This window comes from Pseudomonas sp. M2 (assembly GCF_015751845.1).
GTDB lineage: Bacteria > Pseudomonadota > Gammaproteobacteria > Pseudomonadales > Pseudomonadaceae > Aquipseudomonas > Aquipseudomonas putida_E.
Map to the genome: position 1 here is coordinate 4,706,386 of NZ_JADOUD010000001.1, position 19,713 is coordinate 4,726,098.

The 19,713-nt window shown below is 64.1% G+C and carries 19 protein-coding genes; 8 read left to right on the plus strand and 11 right to left on the minus strand.

Translation table 11 applies throughout. From position 1 onward, the window contains the following. Window positions 1–23: 23 nt before the first annotated feature. From IWW33_RS21860 to IWW33_RS21870, 3 genes are all read left to right on the plus strand, one after another. Complete coding sequence (locus IWW33_RS21860; protein ID WP_046785801.1) at window positions 24–557, plus strand: DUF3455 domain-containing protein; 534 nt, start codon at window positions 24–26, stop codon at window positions 555–557. A gap of 105 nt (window positions 558–662) precedes the next feature. Next, a complete protein-coding gene (locus IWW33_RS21865) occupies window positions 663–1,211 on the plus strand; it encodes a sigma-70 family RNA polymerase sigma factor (protein WP_115274517.1) in 549 nt (182 codons plus the stop codon). Next, entirely contained in the window at window positions 1,208–1,933 is a 726-nt protein-coding gene (locus tag IWW33_RS21870) for an anti-sigma factor (protein WP_174141870.1), read from the plus strand. The genes IWW33_RS21865 and IWW33_RS21870 overlap by 4 nt, the downstream gene beginning before the upstream one ends. A gap of 66 nt (window positions 1,934–1,999) precedes the next feature. Here the strand turns inward: IWW33_RS21870 and IWW33_RS21875 are convergent, their stop codons facing one another. Continuing rightward, a complete protein-coding gene (locus IWW33_RS21875; RefSeq protein ID WP_012314902.1) occupies window positions 2,000–3,358 on the minus strand; it encodes an 8-oxoguanine deaminase in 1,359 nt (452 codons plus the stop codon). A 451-nt stretch (window positions 3,359–3,809) separates the two neighbouring features. Between IWW33_RS21875 and ggt the strand changes: the two genes are divergently transcribed. Together ggt and IWW33_RS21885 are read left to right on the plus strand one after the other, a co-directional pair. Further along, entirely contained in the window at window positions 3,810–5,600 is a 1,791-nt protein-coding gene (gene ggt / locus IWW33_RS21880; protein WP_174141871.1) for a gamma-glutamyltransferase, read from the plus strand. A gap of 44 nt (window positions 5,601–5,644) precedes the next feature. Beyond that, window positions 5,645–6,526, plus strand: coding sequence for a LysR substrate-binding domain-containing protein (locus tag IWW33_RS21885; protein WP_042112037.1), 882 nt, complete (start codon window positions 5,645–5,647; stop codon window positions 6,524–6,526). Between the two features lie 49 nt (window positions 6,527–6,575). On the opposite strand, the gene dctM is transcribed toward IWW33_RS21885, so the two are convergent. The 8 genes from dctM to IWW33_RS21925 all read right to left on the minus strand — a co-directional run bounded on the left by dctM (window position 6,576) and on the right by IWW33_RS21925 (window position 15,096). Beyond that, window positions 6,576–7,859: a C4-dicarboxylate TRAP transporter large permease protein DctM gene (gene dctM, locus IWW33_RS21890; RefSeq protein WP_115274520.1), complete on the minus strand. Its 1,284-nt coding sequence runs from the start codon at window positions 7,857–7,859 to the stop codon at window positions 6,576–6,578. Further along, the gene (locus IWW33_RS21895) at window positions 7,859–8,491 is read right to left on the minus strand and encodes a TRAP transporter small permease (protein ID WP_115274521.1); all 633 of its coding nucleotides are present in this window, start codon (window positions 8,489–8,491) and stop codon (window positions 7,859–7,861) included. The genes dctM and IWW33_RS21895 overlap by 1 nt, the downstream gene beginning before the upstream one ends. 68 nt (window positions 8,492–8,559) lie before the next feature. Then, window positions 8,560–9,558 (minus strand): TRAP transporter substrate-binding protein, encoded by a 999-nt coding sequence (locus IWW33_RS21900; protein ID WP_046785808.1) that lies wholly within the window; start codon window positions 9,556–9,558, stop codon window positions 8,560–8,562. A 120-nt stretch (window positions 9,559–9,678) separates the two neighbouring features. Continuing rightward, window positions 9,679–10,497 (minus strand): CoA ester lyase, encoded by an 819-nt coding sequence (locus tag IWW33_RS21905; protein WP_174141872.1) that lies wholly within the window; start codon window positions 10,495–10,497, stop codon window positions 9,679–9,681. Beyond that, window positions 10,494–11,693 carry a CaiB/BaiF CoA-transferase family protein gene (locus IWW33_RS21910; RefSeq protein ID WP_115274523.1) on the minus strand — a complete coding sequence of 400 codons (1,200 nt, stop codon included), beginning with the start codon at window positions 11,691–11,693 and terminating at the stop codon, window positions 10,494–10,496. The genes IWW33_RS21905 and IWW33_RS21910 overlap by 4 nt, the downstream gene beginning before the upstream one ends. An 18-nt stretch (window positions 11,694–11,711) precedes the next feature. After that, window positions 11,712–13,061 (minus strand): MmgE/PrpD family protein, encoded by a 1,350-nt coding sequence (locus IWW33_RS21915; RefSeq protein WP_174141873.1) that lies wholly within the window; start codon window positions 13,059–13,061, stop codon window positions 11,712–11,714. 10 nt (window positions 13,062–13,071) lie between these two features. After that, the gene (locus IWW33_RS21920; RefSeq protein WP_046785812.1) at window positions 13,072–14,235 is read right to left on the minus strand and encodes an acyl-CoA dehydrogenase family protein; all 1,164 of its coding nucleotides are present in this window, start codon (window positions 14,233–14,235) and stop codon (window positions 13,072–13,074) included. A gap of 21 nt (window positions 14,236–14,256) precedes the next feature. Further along, the gene (locus IWW33_RS21925) at window positions 14,257–15,096 is read right to left on the minus strand and encodes a MaoC family dehydratase N-terminal domain-containing protein (RefSeq protein WP_174141874.1); all 840 of its coding nucleotides are present in this window, start codon (window positions 15,094–15,096) and stop codon (window positions 14,257–14,259) included. A 126-nt stretch (window positions 15,097–15,222) separates the two neighbouring features. On the opposite strand from IWW33_RS21925, the gene IWW33_RS21930 reads away from it, so the two are divergent. Then, a complete protein-coding gene (locus IWW33_RS21930) occupies window positions 15,223–16,143 on the plus strand; it encodes a LysR family transcriptional regulator (RefSeq protein ID WP_115274526.1) in 921 nt (306 codons plus the stop codon). On the opposite strand, the gene IWW33_RS21935 is transcribed toward IWW33_RS21930, so the two are convergent. Both IWW33_RS21935 and IWW33_RS21940 read right to left on the minus strand, forming a co-directional pair. Further along, window positions 16,140–16,859: a TorF family putative porin gene (locus IWW33_RS21935; RefSeq protein ID WP_012314890.1), complete on the minus strand. Its 720-nt coding sequence runs from the start codon at window positions 16,857–16,859 to the stop codon at window positions 16,140–16,142. The genes IWW33_RS21930 and IWW33_RS21935 overlap by 4 nt on opposite strands. A 138-nt stretch (window positions 16,860–16,997) precedes the next feature. Further along, on the minus strand, window positions 16,998–17,249 hold the full coding sequence (locus IWW33_RS21940; protein WP_012314889.1) for a hypothetical protein: 252 nt from the start codon (window positions 17,247–17,249) through the stop codon (window positions 16,998–17,000). Between the two features lie 177 nt (window positions 17,250–17,426). Between IWW33_RS21940 and IWW33_RS21945 the strand changes: the two genes are divergently transcribed. Next, entirely contained in the window at window positions 17,427–18,770 is a 1,344-nt protein-coding gene (locus IWW33_RS21945; protein ID WP_119687250.1) for a DUF3300 domain-containing protein, read from the plus strand. Further along, window positions 18,767–19,672 carry a DUF2950 domain-containing protein gene (locus IWW33_RS21950; RefSeq protein WP_119687249.1) on the plus strand — a complete coding sequence of 302 codons (906 nt, stop codon included), beginning with the start codon at window positions 18,767–18,769 and terminating at the stop codon, window positions 19,670–19,672. The genes IWW33_RS21945 and IWW33_RS21950 overlap by 4 nt, the downstream gene beginning before the upstream one ends. The last annotated feature ends 41 nt before the right edge of the window (window positions 19,673–19,713 follow it).

Genomic DNA, 19,713 nt, shown 5'->3' on the forward strand with positions numbered 1-19,713 from the left:
TTACTCGCCAGGAGATTTGCACCATGAACAGCCCAGTTACCATGCTGATGCTCACAGGCGGTCTTGTCCTGATCGTGGCCAGCCAAGCCGCTCACGCTCAATCCGCCTTGCCCGACGCGGTCAAGGTTCCGGATGGCCACGCCGTCATGCTGGAAACCGTCGGTGTGGGCCAGGTCACCTACGAATGCCGCGACAAAGCCAATGCCCCCGGCCAGACCGAGTGGACATTCGTCGGCCCCAAAGCGGTACTCAAGGACAGGTCTGGCAAGGCGGTGGGCGACTATTTCGGGCCGCCCGCCACCTGGCAGGCCAAAGACGGCTCGAAGGTCACCGGCACCCAATTGGCCGTGGCGCCAGCGGCCAAGGGCGACCTGCCTTACCAGCTGGTTCAGGCCAGCCCGGCCGAAGGTAAAGGGGCCATGACCGGTGTGAGCTATATCCAGCGCGTGGCCACCCGCGGCGGTGTTGCGCCGGCAACTGCCTGCTCGATGCAAAACAAAGGTGAGCGCAAAATCGTTGATTACCAGGCTGACTATATCTTCTGGGCGGCAAAATGATGGCAGTGCGCATAGGCAGGTGAGCCACTGACGTCTACGCTGATCGACAGCCCCCCGGCCCAATGGCTGGGGGAACCGTCCAGGGACTATAGGGCTGACCTTGCAGTGAACTCACCTTTGCCCCCTTTCGACTTTCAGCGTTGCCTTGAAGCCTGCGCACGGGGAGACCGCCGAGCGCTGCATGCACTCTACGAGGAGGAGGGCGCACGCCTGCTAGGTGTGGTGCGCCGTATCGCCCGCGACCACGCTACAGCAGAAGACATCCTGCACGATGCCTTCATTCGGATATGGTCCGGGGCTGCCAGCTTCGACCCTGCGCGCGGCTCTGCGCGGGGCTGGATCTATAGCGTGGCCCGGCACCTTGCGCTCAATTACATACGCGACACCCGGCGCGAAGTCGTGCTGGATGAAGGGGCGTTTGGCAGTGCACAAGTACCGTTGCCCTTCGCGAGTGATATCGATCTTATGGCGGACTCGGCCAAGGTTCACCGTTGCCTCGAGCAACTGGAACCCTCACGCAAGCTGTGCATCCTGCACGCGTATGTCGACGGTTGCAGCCATGCCGAAATCGCCGGGTTGCTGAACACACCGTTGGGTACCGTCAAAGCCTGGATCAAACGCAGCCTGAAGGCGTTGCGGGAGTGCATGGGATGAAGAAGCCACTGGGCGAAACCGCCGAGGCACTTGATGAGTTGGCCGGGGAGTATGTGTTGGGTACCTTGTCGGCCGAACAACATGAGGCCGTGCGCCAGCGCCTGACGGGGGATCAGCAGTTGCGTGGTGCCGTGGATGCCTGGGAGCAGCGGCTATTGGCGTTGAACGCACTCGCAGAGCCTTTGCCACCCAACCCACGTTTGTGGGGGCGGATCAGCCGCAGCGTCGATGCACAGTCACAGTCACAGCCACAGCGCAAGGCGGCGTCAGCACAGCCAAGGCGCTGGTGGCATCGCCTGGTGCTATGGCAAGGCCTGGCGGGTGCAGGCCTGGTTGCCAGCCTGCTATTGGCCTTCACGCTGCTGACCGCCAAGGCGCCGGAGCCTTCCTACCTTGTGGTGCTGGTTGCGCCGGCAGACAGTGCCCCGGGGTGGGTGGTACAGGCAAGCGATGCCCGCAGCATTCAACTGATTCCCTTGGGGCAGTTCGCGGTACCGAGCGACAAGGTGCTGCAGTTCTGGACCAAGGGCGAACAGTGGCAGGCGCCACTGTCGCTGGGCCTGGTCAAACCTGGCGAGCAATATCGCGTGCCCGCGCATGACCTGCCTCCCCTGGAGCCCAACCAACTGTTCGAACTGACCCTGGAAAGAGCGGGCGGCTCGCCGACCGGACGCCCAACCGGGCCTGTGCAGTTCATCGGTCGAGCGGTGAAGGTGCTTTGACAGCGCCTTGCACAGGGGCAGTAAAAGCGGCGCCTGCGCGCCGCTCTACAGGCTTGCAGGCCGCCATCAATCGCCGGTAACCAACTGACGGGCCAACTGGTTGTGGCGCTCCAGCACCAGCGGAAGGTCGACGGTGGTGATGCGGCCGTCCTTGACCACTACACGGCCGTTTATCACGCTGGTATCGACCTGGGTCGGGGTGCAGAACACCAAGGCCGCAAGCGGGTCATGGTGGGCGCCTGCGTAGGCGACATGGCCGAGGTCGAAGGCGACGAAGTCGGCGACCATGCCCGGCGCCAAGGCGCCGATGTCATTACGGTTGAGCACCTTGGCACCGCCGAGGGTGGCGATTTCCAGCGCTTCGCGTGCGGTCATCGCATCAGGGCCGAAGCCGACACGCTGCAGCAGCAGCGCCTGGCGCACTTCACCGATCATGCTGGCGCCATCGTTGGAGGCCGAGCCGTCGACGCCCAGGCCTACGGGCACCCCGTGGTCGCGCATCTTGCGGATCGGTGCAATACCCGAGGCCAGGCGCATGTTCGAGCATGGGCAGTGGGCCACACCGGTGCCGGTACGGGCGAACAGCTCGATGCCGTGCTGGTCGAGTTGCACGCAGTGCGCGTGCCACACATCGTGACCGACCCAGCCCAGATCCTCGGCGTATTCGGCAGGGGTCATGCCGAACTTTTCGCGGCTGTAAGCGATATCGTTGACGTTTTCAGCCAAATGGGTGTGTAGCGAAACCCCGTAGTTGCGTGCCAGCACCGCCGCTTCACGCATCAGGTCGCGGCTGACCGAGAACGGCGAGCAGGGCGCCACGACCACGCGCAGCATCGAGCCATGGCTGGCGTCGTGGTAGTCCTCGATCAGGCGCTGCGACTCCTTGAGGATGTCGCTTTCCTTTTCCACCACCGAGTCTGGCGGCAGCCCGCCTTGGCTGCGCCCCACGCTCATGCTGCCGCGTGCGGCATGGAAACGCATGCCGATTTCCCCGGCGGCGTGGATGCTGTCGTCGAGCTTGCAGCCATTGGGGTAGATGTACAGGTGGTCGCTGGAGGTGGTGCAGCCGGAGAGAATCAGTTCGGCCATCGCGGTCTGGGTCGATACCGCGATCATTTCGGGCGTCAACCGTGCCCAGATCGGGTAAAGGTTGGTCAGCCAGTTAAACAGTTCACCGTCCTGGGCCGCCGGGACCACGCGGGTTAGGCTTTGATACATGTGATGGTGGGTGTTGACCAGCCCCGGGATGACCACCTTGCCGGTCATGTCCAGAATCTCGTCGGCGTGCTGGGGCAGCTCGTCGCTGGGGCCGACCTGCTTGATCAGGTTGTCTTCTATGAACAGGCCGCCGCGTCTGATCTCGCGGCGCTCGCCGTCCATCGTCACCAGCAGTTCGGCGTTCTTTATCAGCAAAGTCTTGGGCATAGGTATTCCTTCCCGCCAATGGCGGGGTGCAATTCGTCAGTGCGGACACCTGGTTTTTTCTCGAGGGCAACCAGGCTCGGTGTGTAAAACACGGCGTGGGCAGCAGGGCCAGTCAGCGCAGCCGCGCACGCGCCGACACCGCTGAGTCACGAAGACCAGGCGCGAGACGGCGGATGGGTGCAAAGGGCAACGGGTGAACGGCGAATGCGTCGATTCGCAGAGGGCGCTCGAAGGGAATGAGCAGATAGGGGTAATGCATGGCTTTAGCCTGTCGCAATACGCAGCGGCGATTACCACTGTCGTAGGCGCGGGTTGATGTAACCAGAAATGTTCATTTTTGTATACGAAAAATTCTGCATTGAATGTCGAGGTGGTGCCACGGCGCTTTGCGCAGTACATGGCCTGGTTTATGTTGGGCGCCCAAGGCATGCACTTCGACAGGACGCCACCAATGCCATCGCCAACCCGATTGATCAGCACCCTGTGCCTTGCCCTGGCCAGCCAATGGGCTTGGGCCGACCAGCCGCTGCCCGCGCCCCCTGAGCTTGGGTCAGGTTACCGCTCCGGCCTGCACCCGGTTCACGCCACCCGGCACATGGTGGCGGCTGCCAACCCGCTGGCCAGCGAAGCCGGGCGGGCGATGCTGCGCGCCGGTGGCAGTGCCATCGATGCGGCAATTGCCATGCAAATGGTACTCACCTTGGTCGAGCCGCAATCGAGCGGCATTGGCGGTGGGGCGTTCATCCTGTACTGGGACGGCAAACGGGTACAGGCATTCGACGGCCGCGAGACCGCGCCGGCCGCAGTGACGCCAACGCTGTTCCTGCAACCGGACGGCACCCCGATGCCGTTCCGCGCAGCGCAGATCGGCGGGCGCTCGGTAGGCGTACCAGGGGTGCTGCGTGCCTTGAAAATGGCGCACGAGCAACATGGCAAGCTACCGTGGCATCAACTGTTCGCGCCGGCCATTGCCTTGGCGCGCAGTGGCTTCCCTGTGTCCGAGCGCCTGCATGCGTTGCTGGCGGGTGACCCTTTCATCGCCGGTTCACCCACCATGGCCCGCTATTTCCTGGATGAGCACGGCCAGCCGCTGGCGGTGGGGGCGCTGCTGCGCAACCCCGAACTTGCGCATACCTTCGAACGCATCGCACAGCAGGGCGTCGATGCGTTCTATACCGGTGAAATTGCCGAAGCGATCGTCACCCAGGTACAGGCGCATGCCAATGCCGGGCTCCTGTCACTGGAGGATCTGCGCCAGTACCAGGCCAAGGAGCGCACGCCGTTATGCGGCCCTTACAAGGCCTGGCAGATCTGCGGCATGCCGCCGCCATCTTCAGGTGCAGTGACCGTGCTGCAGACCTTGGGCATCCTCGAGGCGCTGCAGCACGCCATGCCACAACGCGACCTTGCAAAGCTACCGCCCAGCGTCAGTGCTTCGCCGGCAGGCCTTGAGCCTGCGCCGCTGGCCGTTCACCTGATTGCCGAGGCCGAACGGCTGGCCTACGCCGATCGTGCCCAGTACCTGGCCGACAGCGACTATGTGCCGATACCGCTCAAGGCATTGACCGCCCCGGCGTACCTGGCCGGGCGGGCCGAGCTGATCGGCGACTTCAGCATGAAACATGCGCGACCGGGCAAGCCGCAGGGCGCGGACCTGGCCTTGGCCCCGGACCGCTCGCCGTTGCGCATTTCCACCTCGCACCTTTCGGCGGTGGATGACAGCGGTCAGGCGCTGGCCATGACCACTTCGGTAGAGGCGGCATTCGGTTCGCATCTGATGGTCAAGGGCTTCCTGCTGAACAATCAGTTGACCGACTTTTCCTTCATCCCACAGGAGAAGGGCAAGCTCGTTGCCAACCGGGTTGAACCGGGCAAGCGGCCGTTGTCGGCGATGGCTCCGACCCTGGTGTTTTCGCAGGCGTCCGGGGAACTGGTGGCCAGCCTCGGATCACCCGGTGGCTCGCAGATCATCGGCTACGTCAACAAGGCGCTGGTGGGTTTGCTGGACTGGCGGCTCGACCCGCAACAGGCTAGCAACCTGCCCAACTTCGGCAGCCGCAACGCCGGTACCGAAGTGGAAGCCGGGCTGACCAGCCCGGCGCTGGTCCGGCAATTGGCGGCCTGGGGCCATGAGGTGACGCCCATGACCATGACCAGCGGCATGCAGATCATCCAGCGTACCGGCCCAGGCTGGTCGGGTGGAGCCGACCCGCGGCGCGAAGGCGTGGCGCTTGGCGATTAGCCATGGTAGAAGACAACCTTACCATTCAAATGTTGAATACCAGGATGTCTATCAGCGTTAAATCGAATAGGGCTCTGTTCGACCTCGACCTGCTGCGTGCCATCGTCGTCGTGGCCGATTGCGGCAGCTTCACCACCGCTGCCGCACGCCTGCATTCGACGCAATCGACCATCAGTCAGAAAGTCCGCCGGCTCGAGGATATGGTCGGCCATCGCCTGCTGGTGCGCGGGAACCGTGACGTGTTGCCGACCGACGCCGGCCAGACCTTGCTCGGCTACGCCCGGCACATGCTGGCATTGAACGACCAGATGCTCGAGGCTTTGGCCGGTGCCATGGTCGGCGTCACCGTACGTTTGGGCGTTCCCGAAGATTTCGTCGGCGGGCGCACCACCAACGCGCTGTCGGCATTCAGCCGGCTGCACCCGCAGGTCAAGCTGGAGGTCACCAGCGGCCTGTGCCGCGACCTCAGCCAGGCCTATGACAACGGCGAACTTGACCTGGTGTTGCTCAAGCAGCGACGCAACAGCCGCGAAGGCGTGGCGTGCTGGCCCGAGCGTCTGCAGTGGATCGACAGCGCACGCATGCCGTCCTTCGAGCTCGACCCGATCCCGCTGGTGACCTTTCCGCCACGCGGCTTGTACCGCGATGACATGATCACCGCCATCGAAGGCATGGGCCGGCGCTGGCGCATCAGTTTCACCAGCTCCAGCCTCAGTGGCATCCAGGCAGCGGTGGCCGACGGCATGGGCATCAGCCTGTTGCCACCACGGGCGGCGACCCCTGAGCATCGGGTGCTTGGCAGGCAACACGGGTTGCCTGAGGTGGACAGCTACGAAATCGTCATCGTCCACCGGCCGACGGCGGATGTGATGGTCACGGCATTGGCCAAGGTCATGTCGCAGGTGCTGGAGGGTGGAGGGATCTGATGCCTGCACTGACCCCATCGCTGGCGATGGGGCCCGGAAGATCAGTGCATTACGGCATGCCCAACCACTGCGGCAGTGCCAGCGAAATGAACGGCACGTAAGTCACCAGCACCAGGAACAGCAGCAGGATCGACAGCCACGGCAGCGCGGCGCGAATCGTCTGCCCCAGCGTCAGGCCCGTCACCGCTGAAGTCACGAACAGGTTCAGCCCCACCGGCGGATGCACCAGGCCGATCTCCATGTTCACCACCATGACGATGCCCAGGTGAATCGGGTCGATCCCAAGCTTCATGGCGATCGGGAAGAAGATCGGCGCCAGGATCAGGATGATCGCCGACGGCTCCATGAAGCTGCCCGCCACCAGCAGCACCACGTTGACCATGATCAGGAAACCGATCGGCGTCAGGCCCTCGGACAGCACCCACTGGGTGATCTGCTGAGGGATCTGCTCGGTGGTCAGCACATGGGCAAACAACATGGCGTTGGCGATGATGAACAGCAGCATGATGGTCAGCCGGCCCGACTCCAGCAACACCTTCGGGCAGTCGCGCAGGCGCATGTCCTTGTACACGAACAGTGCGATGAACGCCGAGTACACCGCTGCCACGGCGGCCGCCTCGGTGGGGGTGAACATGCCGCTGTAGATGCCGCCCAGGATGATCACCAACAGCAACAGCCCCCAGAACGCGCGCCTGGCGGTGCTCAACCATTGTGCAAAACTGGCACGAGGTTGTGCGGGCAGTTTCTTGATCCGGGCGACGATGTAGATCGTCACCATCAGCGCCAGGCCCAGCAGGATGCCTGGCACCACACCGGCCATGAACAGCTTGCCTACCGAGGTCTCGGTCGCCGCCGAGTACACCACCATGACGATCGATGGCGGAATCAGGATGCCCAGGGTGCCGGCGTTGCAGATGATCCCGGCCCCGAACTCGCGGGGGTAACCGGAGCGCACCATGCCGGCAACGGCAATCGAACCCACCGCCGCGACCGTGGCCGGCGACGAGCCCGACAACGCGGCGAACAGCATGCATGCCAGCACCGCGGCAATGGCCAGGCCGCCACGGATGTGCCCCACACAGGCGTTGGCGAAGTCGATCAGCCGCTGGGCCACGCCACCGGTGGTCATGAACGCGCCCGACAGCAGGAAGAACGGGATGGCCAGGAAGGTGTAACTGTCGGAGGTCTCGAACAGCTTGATCGCCAGCGAGCTGAGGGAGTCCTGGCTGAACATCAGGATTGAAAGTGCGCCCGACAAGCCCAGCGAAATCGCGATCGGCACTCCCAGGAACATGAACACGAACAACAACAGGAACAGGCAGATAACCGTCATCAGTGATGCTCCTCACCCGGGTTGGCCAGCTTGCTCGCCTCTGCAGCCTCGTCGGCCAGGCCCAGGCCATACTGGCGATGGGTGAACAGGCGATAGAGGATCTCCAGGTAGCGGACAATGACCAAGGCGAAACCGAAGGGCACGATCAGCGCGATATGGCCGACCTTGATGCCATAGCGGTCCAGGTCTTCGGCGCCGATGCCGGCCACAAGCACGGCGCTTACCCATTTGATGCTGGCCACCAGGAACAGCCCGGCATACGCCAGGCAACAGGCACAGGCGATCATCGCCAGTACCCGTTGCACTGGCTTGCGGGTGCGCCGCACCAGTACGTCGACACCCAAGTGGCCAGCGGTGCGCACGCCATAGGCGATCCCGAAAAAGATCAGCCAACCGAATAGCGCCTTGGTCAGGGCGATGCTCCAGGTCATTTCCTGGGCGTAGCCCATCAGGTGGTCGCCGATGCCCAGCAGCAGCTCACTGGCAAAAGCCCAGTGGTCACTGAGCGTGTAGAACACGGTATAGAGGTTGTTCAGTGCTACGTAGACGAAGGTCACCAAGGTCATGGCCGCCAGGAGAAAGGCGATCATGCCCTCCTCGAAGTGCTCCCAGACACGCCTGAGCGATTGCATAGGAATTCTCCAGACAGAGAGAGGGCTGGCCACCTGTGCGCAGGTGGCCGGGGCAGGGCGTGCGGCTGTCAGGAAGCCTTGTTGGCGGCCTCGGCTGCCTTGATCAAGTCAGCGCCGATCTGATCGGAGAACTTGTCCCACACCGGGCGCATGGCCTCACGCCATTGCTGGCGCTGCTCGGCAGTCAGGGCATCGATCTCGCTGGTCTTGGCATCGATGATTTTCTGCCTGGAGGTCTGGTTCAGGGCTTCGGCCTGTTTGTTCACCTCGACGGTGACCTGGTCCATGAGCGTTTGCAGCTCGCCACGCACATCCTCAGGCAGGCCGTTCCAGAACTTGGCGTTGGTGATCACCATGTAGTCGATCAGGCCGTGGTTGGTCTCGGTGAAGAACGGCTGCACCTCGTTGACCTTCTGGCTTTCGTAGTTCGACCAGGTGTTTTCGGTACCGTTGACCGTGCCGGTCTGCAGGCCCTGATAAACCTCGGCAAAGCTCATCTTGCGCGGGTTGGCACGGATCGCCTTGAACTGCTCTTCGAGCACGCTGGAGGCTTGCACGCGGAATTTCAGGCCGCGGGCATCTTTGGGCAGGATCACTTTCTTGTTGGCCGACAGCTGCTTGAGGCCGTTGTGCCAGTAGGCCAGGCCGTGGATGCCTTTGTCGTCCATCGACGTCAGCAGTGCCTTGCCCTGCGGGCCTTGCTGGAAGCGGTCGACGGCCGCCAGGTCGTCGAACAGGAACGGCAGGTCGAAGATTTGCACCTGCTTGTTGTAGTGCTCGAACTTGGCCAGCGAAGGCGCCAGCATCTGCACATCCCCCAGCAGCAACGCTTCCATCTCCTTGCCGTCGCCGAACAGTGACGAATTGGGGTAGACCTCGACTTTGACCTTGTCCTTGAGCTGCGGGTCCGCCGCCACCAGCTTCTGGAACATCAGCGCACCCTGGCCTTTGGGCGTACTGTCGGCCACGACGTGGGCGAACTTGATGATGATCGGGTCGGCAGCCTGGGCGAGGCCTGCCATGGACACTGCGGCGGCGCAGAACAGCGCCTGGGTCAGCTTGAACATCGATGTCACCTCAGATTTATTTTTGTAGGAGGATGGATGTAACGATGGACCAATGGTTTGCGTGTGGTGAATTAGCATTTGTGTAAGGCGGCATTCGGTTTAGCCGAACGCCGGCTCAGTTCAGCCGGACGCCTGTGCCAACAACCGTTGCGCCCGCAACACCACCGGCGCATCCACCATTTGCCCGTCCAGCTGAAACGCACCGGCCCCGTTAGCTGCGGCGCTCGCCGCCAGCACCCGTCGGGCCCAGGCCAGCGCTTCGGCGTCGGGCGCGAGTGCCGCGTGAATCACCGGCACTTGCCTGGGGTGAATGCACAACGCCCCGCCATACCCCAAGTCGCAGGCATGCCGTACAGCCTGGTGCAAACCTTCGGTGTCGCCAATGGCAGGAAATACGCCATCGAGCGGCGGCAGCAGGTCGGCACCCCGCGAGTGTAGCTGCACGGCCATGCGCGCCTGGTCGAGAAACTGCCTGGCAGCAGCGCTGTCGGTGTTCAAGTGTAGATCCAGCGCCAAGTCGAGGCTGCCGAACGACAACCGCTCGACCCCCTCGGCATGGGCGATCTGCTCCAGCGCGAGCAGGCCCTTGGCGCTTTCGATAATGGGCCATACCGGTTTGCCGGTGTGCCGGGCAACGGCCACCTGTGCGGCGTTTTCCACCTTGGGCAGCAGCACGCCGGCGATGCCAGGCTGCTGCGCGCAGAAGGCCAGGTCTGCCGCATGCTCGGCGTGCTGCGGCGCATTCACCCGGACCCACACCGACGCCAATGGCGTGGCCTGCAGGAACGCCTCCAGGTGGTCCCGGGCCTGGCGCTTGAGGGGTTCCTCCACGGCATCCTCGAAATCGACGATGACGGCATCGGCCCCTGCCGCCAGCGCCTTGGCGAAACGCTCAGGCCGGCTGCCGGGTACGAACAGTGCAGAGCGCACACTGTTCATACCACACCACCTGCGGCCAGGCTGGCTTGCTCTGCCGGGCTGAAGCCCAGCTCGCCGAGGATGCCCTGGGTGTGTTGCCCCAGCGCCGGCACGGCGTCCATGCGCGGGGCAAAGGCCGCGTTGCGCCCTGGTGGCAGCAGCGAGGGCAGCTTGCCGGCCGGGCTGTCCACTTCACGCCAGCAGCCGCGGGCCTGCAACTGCGGGTGTTGCCACACCCCGTGCATGTCGTTGACCCGGGCGTTGGCGATTTGCGCATCTTCAAGGCGTGCCACTACCTCGTCCAGCGACAGGCTGGCGAAGCCCTCGATGATGATCTGCCGCAGCACCTCGCGGTTATCTGAGCGCTTGAAGTTGGCATTGAAGCGGTCATCACTGGCCAGCGCCGGGTCAAGCAGCACCTTTTCGCAGAACAAGGCCCATTCCCGTTCGTTCTGCAGGCCAAGCATGATCGTGCCGCCACCGCCGGTTGGGAACGGCCCATACGGGTAGATGGTGGAGTGCGAAGCGCCGGCGCGCGGGGGAGGCGGCGCGCCGTCGTAGGAGTAGTACATCGGGTAGCCCATCCACTCCACCAGGCTTTCGAGCATCGACACGTCGATGCGGCTGCCGATGCCGGTCTTGTCACGCAGCAGCAACGCCGAGAGCACGCCGGTATAGGCGTACATGCCGGCGGCGATATCGGCGATCGAGCAGCCGGCCTTGGCCATGTCGTTTTCGCCAGGGCCACCGGTTACCGAGAGAAAGCCGCCTTCGCTCTGGATCAGCAGGTCGTAGGCCTTTTTCTTTTCATAAGGGCCGCCTTCGCCATACCCGGAGATATCGCACACGATAAGCCCTGGGAAGCGGGCGTGCAGGGCGTCGAACGACAAGCCCATGCGCGCTGCCGCGCCCGGTGCGAGGTTTTGCACCAGCACATCCGCCTTGGCCAGCAGGGCCTCGAGAATACCGTCGGCGGCGTCCTGCTTGAGGTCCAGGGTGAGGCTTTCCTTGGAGCGGTTGGTCCATACGAAGTGCGAGGCCAGGCCATCGACACGCTGATCGTAGCCGCGGGCGAAGTCGCCGCTGCCAGGGCGCTCGACCTTGATCACGCGGGCGCCGAGGTCGGCCAGTTGGCGGGTGCAGAAGGGGGCCGCGATAGCGTGCTCCAGGCTGATCACGGTGATGCCGTCCAGCGGGCGGGGCGTTGTTTGGGTCATAGGGTCACCTGTTGGTGTTCAGTGCAGATCAGCCAGCGAGCGGGCGTCGCGCAGTTGCCAGACGCGCTCGATCAATGCCTGGCCCTGGGCCGGGCTGCGCGCGCCGGAATACGCCAGCAGGCGCTGAAACTTGGCCTCAAGCTCCGGGCGCGACAGGGTGTTGCCGGGGTCGCCTTTAGGTTCGTCGATGGCGGCGCTGAAGCTGCGGCCATCGGTGCAGGTGACGTCCACGCGGCCCAGCCACCTCTTGGGGTAGGCGGCGTCCACTTCGGCGTCCAGTTGCATCTCGACGTGCTCGCGAAAGTGCGCGACCTGTGGGTCGGTCAGCGCCAGGTCACGGAAGTCGATGAGTTGCGCGCTGCCATGCACCGCAATCAGGCCAAGTACGGTACCCATGGAGAACTTGGCCTGGTGCACGGTGGCAGGTGTGGTGACGCGGCCAAGCACATCGATCGCGCCCTGATGCACGCGGGTGACGACCCTGGCGATCTGTTCATGGCCAAGGCCTTCGCGCTGCATCAGCAGCAGCAAGGCATCGGCGGCGGGGTGGGTATGGCGACACGAAGCGTGGTACTTGAACGAGGTTTCCACCAGCGCCCAGCGCGTGCCCAGACGGTCGCTCAGGCGCGCCGGGTCGGCATCGCTGGACATGCCGGCGGCCATGCCCTGTTCGCCTTCGAGGATATTGCGTGCACCGCTCAGGCCATCGGCGGTGAGGTAGGCGGCCAGCAAGCCGTCGGCGGCGGCCTTGGCGGTATGCAACTGCTTCGAATCGGCGGCGTCGCGCAGGAACTCCCAGAGCCCGGCGGCCTGGGTGCCGGCGCTGCCGAGCAGGTTGATGAACTGCGCCTGGTTGAAGCCCAGCAGTTTGCCCACCCCGACGGCTGCGGCCAGGGTGCCGACAGTGGCGGTGGTATGGAAGATGCGGTAATGCGAGCGACCGAGGAATTCACCGATGCGGATGCCGGCTTCATAGCCGGCGACTGCAGCCAGCAGCAGGTCCTGGCCAGACTTGCCAAGGTCCTGTGCCGCCGCCAGTACGGCAGAAAACACCACGGTCGCCGGGTGCAGCACCGAGCTGTTGTGCAGGTCGTCCTGCTCGACCAGGTGAGAGGCCGCGCCATTGACCAGGGCAGCGAAGTAGGGGGATGACGTGCGCCCGCTGGTCAATACTCGAGCATTGCCCTGCGCAGGCCCCATGCGTTCGGCATAGCGCTCGAACAGCGGGATCGGGTGCGCGCCTTGGCTGGCAAAGGCCGAGCCAAGCCAGTCCAGGAACAGGTCTTCAGTGCGGTCCAGCACGTGGCCGGGCAGGTGCGTGTAGCGCAGGTCGGCGAGAAAGCCGGCCAGGGCGTGGGTATGCTGCATGCTCAGGCCCTCAGAAGCTGCGCGGCAGTTCGAGCAGGTGCTCGGCCACGTAGGACAGGATCAGGTTGGTGGAAATCGGCGCCACCTGGTACAGGCGGGTCTCGCGGAACTTGCGCTCGACGTCGTATTCGCAGGCGAAGCCAAACCCGCCATGGGTTTGCAGGCACGCATTGGCGGCTTCCCACGAGGCCTTCGCCGCCAGGTACTTGGCCATGTTGGCGCTGGCCCCGGCATTCTGCCCGCTGTCGTATTCGGCGCAGGCGCGCCAGCGCATCAGGTCGGCGGCTTCGATTTCGATGTGCGCTTCGGCGATGGGGAACTGCACGCCCTGGTTCTGCCCGATCGGCCGGCCGAACACCACGCGGTCACGGGCATAGGCGCTGGCTTTTTCGACGAACCAGCGGCCGTCACCGATGCACTCGGCGGCAATCAAGGTACGTTCGGCGTTGAGGCCGTCGAGGATGTACCTGAAGCCTTTGCCTTCTTCGCCGATCAGGCTGCTGGCCGGCAGTTCCAGGTTGTCGAAGAACAGCTCGTTGGTCTCGTGGTTGACCATGTTGGCGATCGGCTGCACGGTCAGGCCCTTGCCAATGGCGTCGCGCAGGTCGACCAGGAAGATCGACATGCCCTCGGACTTTTTCTTCACCTCAGGCAAAGGCGTGGTGCGGGCCAGCAGGATCATCAGGTCGGAGTGCTGAACCCGCGAGATCCACACTTTTTGCCCGTTGATCACGTACTTGTCGCCCTGGCGCACCGCGGTGGTCTTGATCTTGGTGGTGTCGGTACCGGTGGTGGGCTCGGTCACACCCATCGACTGCAGGCGCAGCTCGCCACTGGCCAGCTTGGGCAGGTAGTGGCGCTTCTGTTCCTCGCTGCCATGGCGCAGCAAGGTGAACATGTTGTACATCTGCCCATGCACGGTGCCGGAGTTGCCACCGCAGGCATTCACTTCTTCGAGGATGACCGAGGCTTCAGCCAGGCCCAGGCCCGATCCGCCGTACTGCTCCGGAATCATCGCCGACAGCCACCCGGCATCGGTCATGGCTTTTACAAAGGCTTCAGGGAAGCCTTTTTCTTCATCGATTTTGCGCCAGTAGCTGGCGTCGAATTCGGCGCACAAGGCGCGCACGCCTTCGCGGATGGCATTGAGGTCATCACTGTCGTACGTATGCATGCGGGGTTCCCTGTCCAGTTCTCAGTCGAAAAGCACGTCGGCGCTCTGCGCCACGCCGTCGGCATTACCGGCCCACAGTTGCGCCTGGCCCGGTGCGCCGATGCGCCCGGCCACTTCGAATGGCGTGGGCACGGTCAGTGGGCGTACGCCGCGGTAGGCGAATTGGCGCAGGCGCTTGCCAGGGTTGGCGCGCAGGAAGGCGCGCAGGGTGAGGGTGGCGATCAAGGGACCGTGCACGACCAGGCCGGCGTAGCCTTCGGTGCCGGTGACATAGGGGTGGTCATAGTGGATGCGGTGGCCGTTGAAGGTGACGGCGGAGTAACGGAACAGCAGAGTCGGGGAGGGCGTGACGGCCTCGCTCCAGTCGCCAGGGGCGGTTGGCGCGGCGCTGCTCAGTTTGGGCGGGTTCGGTTCGCGGTAGACGATATCCTGCTCTTCACGTACGCACAGTTCGCCCTGCTGGGAGTACTCGTGGCGCACCGTGACGAACAGCAATGCGCCCGTGCGGCCGTGCTTCTCTTCGATATGCACGATGGTCGACAGGCGATGGGCCTCGGCGCCGACCTTGAGCGGGGAAATGAACTCGACACGGCCCCCGGCCCACATGCGGTTGCGGTTATCGGCGGGGGGCAGAAAGCCGCCGCGCGCCGGGTGACCATCGCTACCCAGTAGCGTTTCGGCCACCGGTTCCTGGAAAAAGCACCACATCCATAGCGGCGGCAGGGGCTGCCCCACGGCGGGGGCGGCTTCGCCGAAGGTGGCGGCGATACGTTTGATCAGGTTGCGGCTGAGCTCATCGACGGCCTCTTCCGTGCGGCCGATCCAGGCGCTGTAATCCGTGGGCGGGTGCGTAGCAGTCATAACCATTGGCCTCTGCATTTGTTGTTATGCAGCGATCATGCGAGGCACCTGGCATTCTGTGAATTTGCATTTATGTAAGGCAGCGTTCATGTATGCTGAACGCCTGCTCCACATTCGGATAGGCCCATGCATTTTGATCTGGCAGACCTGAGGCTTTTCATTCATATCGGCGAGTCACCGAGCCTGACCCAAGGCGCGCGGCGCGCATTCCTCTCGCCGGCAGCTGCAAGTGCGCGCGTCAAGGCCCTGGAGGCGCAGCTCGACACGCGCCTGCTGTACCGCGACAGCCGGGGTGTCGAACTGACACCGGCCGGGCAAAAACTGCTCATGCACGCGCGGTTGATCATGCGCCAGGTGGACTACCTGAAAGCCGAGTTCGCCCAGTTCGGCACCGATTCGGCCGGGCATATCCGCATTTTTGCCAACACCACCGCAGTGACCGAGTTCCTGCCCGAAGTGCTGGCCGGCTTTCTCGCCAAACGTCCCGGCGTGACCGTGGACCTGCAGGAGCGCCTGTCGCGGGATATCGTGCGCGGTGTACTCGATGGCAGCAGCGACATGGGCATCATTGCCGGCCCCGTGGAAGCCAGCGGTTTGCAGGTGCTGCACTTCAGTACCGACCGGCTGGTACTGATCGTGCCTGCAGGGCATGAGCTGGCTGCCAGCAGGCAGGTCACGCTGAAGCAGACGCTGGCGTTCCAGCATATCGGCCTGCACGACGGCAGCACTTTGCTCAGCTTCCTGCGCGACCATGTCGAACGCATGGGCCTGAATCTGTCGCTGCGTATCCAGCTGTCGAGCTTCGAGGCCATATGCCGGCTGGTGGAGGCGGGCGTGGGGATTGGCATCATCCCCGAGTCGGCGGCTGTCCGGCACAGCCAGACCATGAACCTGGTCACCATCGAGCTGGATGAAGCGTGGGCGGTGCGCGAGCGCAGCATTCTGGTGCGCGAGCTGGATGCGTTGCCAGGGACGGTGAGGGCGTTGATCGCCACCTTGATGCCTGAGGGGGCAGACAGCGCACTGCAACCGCCCCCGGCCCCCTAGAAGAAACTGCGCTGAGCCTTGAACGTCAGCATGCTCTCGCAATACGTGTTGATACCGGCATAGGCACCGCAGCCCCCGCCGTTGAGGTCGGAGTTGCTGTAGATCAGGTTCAGGTCGATGCCCAGCCAGGGGCGCGACAGCTCCAGCGACCAGTCGGAGAACGCATTCACCTGGCTGCCGTCGCCGATGGTGAAGGGCGTGCCCAGGCGGTGATGGGCGAGTTTGACCGTGAGGTCGATGTCGAACAGCGGCAGTTGGCCAAAATCGGCGAACAGGGTGCCGGTGCGATTGTCCGGGTTGTCACGCCAGGCCCCGCCGATTCGGCTGCCCATGACCGAAATGCCGCCATACAACGCATAGCTGTCCGGCCCTGCGATGTTCGGCTGGCTGTAGTGGATCAGGCCTACTTCGTAACCCAGTGTGCTGTCGAAGTGGTGCTTGTAGCCCAGGTAGCTGTCAAGGCGCAGTGTGGAGTCAGGCGTCACGCCCATGCTCGGCGCATACTGGCCCACGTACCAACCGCTTGGGTGGCTGAGGTCCAGGCCACCGTGAAAGGCGCCGCTGGCGCTGGGCGAGATCAGCCCCTGGGCCATGCTGCGTGAAGGCGTGGTGCCAAGTTTGAAGTCGAAATCGCCCAGTTGGCGTTGGATCTGCTGCGCTTGCAGCACCGGGCTGAACAGCAGGGCCGCACTGAGCAACAGAAGGGGCCTGGTCATGGTCACCGTCCTGGAAGGCTTGCGCTTGAGCGGCACAGGATACCCGTGTTGGCTGGCGGGGAAAACAGCGTGGTCTGCTTCAAACGGGTGGTGATGTCGATCAGGGGCCGCACGTGAGCGTATGGCCTGGCTTTCAATTCAACCTTTTATCGCCCCGGCCGGCTCCGCCACCTCGGTCACCACCTGTTCGCTGGCGGCGCGCAGGATCACGCGTTTGCGCAGCTCGTACTCATCCAGGGAGAGTGCCTGGCGCTGGATGGCTTCGAGCTGCAGCTGGCGGGTTTCTTCTGCGGTGTAGGGGCGCAGTTCGGGGTGGGTGGCGCAACCGCTGAGCACGGCAATGGCAGCGGCGGACAGGGTGGCGAACAGCAGGCGGGCCGTAGTGTTCATCGGCAAGCTCCAGGATTCGGGAGATGGGTGTGTGACGAATCGATGGAGCAAGATTATTGAGCCGACGCGATCATTAGAAATTGCCATTCTCGATAGTGACTATCGATAGCACCGTGTGAGAACGGCAGCCTTTGCTAACCTTAAGTTCCACGCGGTATGGGCCAGAGGGATACTGTGATGCGCATGCCATTGTTATGTGCCGTGGCGCTTCTGCTTTGCCTGGGTGGTGAACCAGGCCTGGTCCAGGCGCAAGAGCCTGCACCGGCCGCCGAGGCGGCACCCGCCAAGCAGGCAGTGTTCAACCCCGAGCAACTGGACCAGATGCTCGCGCCGATTGCGCTGTATCCCGACGCGCTGCTGGCACAGGTACTGATGGCCGCCACCTATCCCGGTGAAGTGGCCGAAGCAGTGACGTGGTCCAAGGCCAATCCCAAGGCTCAGGGGGATGAGGCTGTCAAACAAGTGGCGACGCAGGCCTGGGACCCGAGTGTCCAGGCATTGGTGGCGTTCCCGCAGGTGCTGGTGGTTCTCGGGCAGGACCCGGTGTGGGTGCAGCGCCTTGGGGATGCGTTTCTGGCCCAGCCTGATGATGTGATGGGTGCCGTGCAGCGTCTGCGCCAGCAGGCCAAGGCCGCAGGCAACCTGCAGAGCAACCAGTACCAGAACGTCACGGTGCAGGCTGCCCCGGCAGCCGCGCCCAGCTCGCAAGCGGCGCCGGCCAGCAGTTCGTCCTCCAGCACCATCATCATCCAGCCGGCCGACCCGCAGGTGGTGTACGTGCCCACCTACAACCCGACCACCGCTTACGGAACCTGGGCCTACCCCGCATCACCGCCGGTGTATTACCCGCCATCGCCGCTGTACTACGCCGGCAGCGCGCTGTTGGCCGGGCTGGCGTTCGGTACTGGCGTTGCGATCGTCAACTCGCTGTGGGGCGATTGCGACTGGGGGCGCAACGACATCGATATCGACGTCAATCGTTACAACAACATCAACGTCAACAACCGCATCGCCAACAACCAGAACACCTGGCAGCACAACGCCGTGCACCGCGATGGGGTGCCGTACCGTGACAACCGCAGCCGCCAGCAATTCGGCCGCCAGCTCGACGGTGCCAGCCAGCGTGCAGCTTACCGTGGCGACGATGCCCAGCGTGCACAGGCACGCGATCGCGCCCGTGCTTCGATGGACCGGGCGGGTATCGAACGCCCGGCCACCAGCAATCGTGAAGCCCGTGACCGGGCTCGCGAAGCCCAGGCCAGCAGGCCCCGTGCTGCGGAGCACCGGCAGGCAAACGGCCAGGCACGCCAGGCGCTGCACAACAAACCGGGCAATAGCGCTGGGAGGGCGAAGAACAATGCGTTCGACGGCGTGCGATCCCCCTCACGCTCTGCGGCGCAGGCCAACCGTGGCCGCACCAGCCAGGCGCTCGCCAAGCGGCCGAGTGCATCGCGTGCGGCGGGCCATACCATCTCCCGGCCCAGTGCGGCCATGCACCGTGGTGGAGGGGGGCGTCGATGAACATGAGCCAAAGCAAGTCGTCGCTGGGCCTGTGGCTGTTTGCCCTTGGCGCCGCCTGGTCATGCCTGGCCACTGCGCAGCAGGCATTCCCCACGCCAGAGAAGGCCGCCGCAGCCTTCGTCGAGGCGCTGGGGGTGGAGCAGGCAGACCAGGCGCGCCTGACGCAATTGCTCGGTGACGACTGGCGCACCTACATCCCCCGCGAAGGTGTGCAGCGCAGCGACGTGGATGCGTTCGTGCAGCAGTACCACCAGCAGCACCAGATCCAGATGCACGGTGACCGGCAGGCCATTCTGGCGGTGGGCAGCGAGCAGTGGACCTTGCCCATTCCGCTCACTCGAACTGCCAGCGGCTGGCGCTTTGACCTCAAGGCCGGCAGTGCCGAGATTCGTGCCCGGCGCATTGGCCGCGACGAGTTGGCCGCTGTGCAGTCGCTGCTTGCCTATCACGATGCGCAGATGGACTACGCCACGCAGGACCATAACGGTGATGGCGCACTGGAGTACGCCCGGCAGGTTTTCAGCACACCCGGCAAGCGCGACGGCTTGTACTGGGCGGACGAAACGGGCGGGCAGGTCAGCCCGCTGGGCCCGCTGTTCGGCCAGAATGCACCCGGTGATGACTGGTACGGCTACCACTTCCGCATCCTCGAGGCTCAAGGCCCTTCGGCACCGGGTGGTGCGTACAGTTACCTGATCGGCAAGCATATGAGCCGTGGCTTCGCCATGGTCGCCTGGCCGGCCAGGTACAACGACACCGGCGTGATGAGCTTCATGGTCAGCCATGATGGCCAGGTGTTCGAGAAGGACCTGGGGCCCCAGGGCGAAGCGTTGGCCCAAGGCATGAAACGTTTCGATCCGGATGACAGTTGGCAGGTTGTCGAAGCGGGCCACGATCAATAGACGTTCTACCCCGGCGCTTTGTTGGCCTGCCAGTCTCGCTC